This window comes from Lysobacter enzymogenes (genome assembly GCF_017168095.1).
Taxonomy (GTDB): domain Bacteria; phylum Pseudomonadota; class Gammaproteobacteria; order Xanthomonadales; family Xanthomonadaceae; genus Lysobacter; species Lysobacter enzymogenes_D.
The window spans coordinates 1-1,092 of record NZ_LXSD01000235.1 but is presented as its reverse complement, the minus strand read 5'-3'; the positions used below and the strand labels follow the sequence as shown (position 1 = coordinate 1,092).

The window sequence follows — 1,092 nt, the reverse complement described above, 5'->3', positions numbered from 1 at the left end:
CAGCGCGCGGCGGCGGCCGGGGCCGGCGGCGGCGCCGGCGGGGCGCAGCGGCAGTCGATCCGGCGCGGCAGCACCCATTGCGCCGGCGACCACTGCATCAGCTGCGGATAGCTGCGCTGCAGGCGCACGCTGGCGCGGTCGAAGAACAGGTGGATGGGGTGGATCAGACCGATGTGGCTGGGCTGCTCGCACGAGGCCGGCGTCGCCGAATACATCGCCACCACGGCCAGCAGCGCCGAAGCGAGCACGTTGACGATGGGCAAGGCGGTCGTCGTGGAGCGCGGGGCCATGCGGGCTGCCGTCGGCTGCGGGTGGCGCGCATCCTGCGGTGCGCCGGCCGTGCAATATTTGCACGGCATCACGGTTTGGATGCTTGGCTGTTTCACATTTGTTGTTCGATGACATCCATCTCATTTTGGCGACGCAGATCGCATCGCCGGGACTTGACGGATTTGACGCGCGGCCCGGGCGGGCGGCCCTGGCCGGGGGCGGTCCCGCGCGCCGGCCGGCCCGCGGCGCCGAACTGTGAGCGCGGTTCGGCTTGGCTGCACGTTTGTAATCGGTGCACAGGCGTCCAGGCGCTGCGCTCGGACGGCGCATGGCCGCAGCGGGAGCAGGGCGCCCGCGCGGCCGCCCTGCGCGCCGGCAGGGCCGCGCGGCCTCGCGCCGCCTGAAGTCCTGGTGACTGCCGCCGCCGCCGTCCGGTTGGCGCCCCGCCGATGCGGCCCGATAGTGATCGCACGCCCTTCGACCGTATCGCCATGGCCCGCTCGCCCAACCTGCGCAGGATCGTGATGTTGCACGGCATCTGGATGCCCGGCGTGTCGATGGCCTGGCTCGGCGCGCGCCTGGCCGCCGCCGGCTTCCGTCCCGAGACCTTCGCCTACGCCGGCGCCGCCGCCGGCCCGGAAGCGGTGCTGCCGAAACTGGTCGAGAGCCTGGGCCGCGAGCCGGCGCACGTGCTCGCCCACAGCCTCGGCGGCCTGATGACCCTGCGCGCGCTGCGCGAACACCCCGACCTGCCGGTGCGGCGCGTGGTGTGCCTGGGCTCGCCGCTGCTCGGCAGCGCCGCCGCCGGCGGCCTGTCGCGCC

At 74.1% G+C, this 1,092-nt stretch carries 2 protein-coding genes; one reads left to right on the top strand and one right to left on the bottom strand.

What is annotated here, in order from left to right; all coding sequences use genetic code 11:
- On the bottom strand, positions 1-290 hold a 290-nt coding region (locus A7A76_RS06165), incomplete at its 3' end, for a hypothetical protein (protein ID WP_206410363.1).
- 471 nt (positions 291-761) lie between these two features.
- Here A7A76_RS06165 and A7A76_RS25545 point away from each other — a divergent pair.
- Positions 762-1,092 (top strand): esterase/lipase family protein (locus tag A7A76_RS25545; protein ID WP_241200761.1); only part of this gene is annotated, 331 nt, incomplete at its 3' end.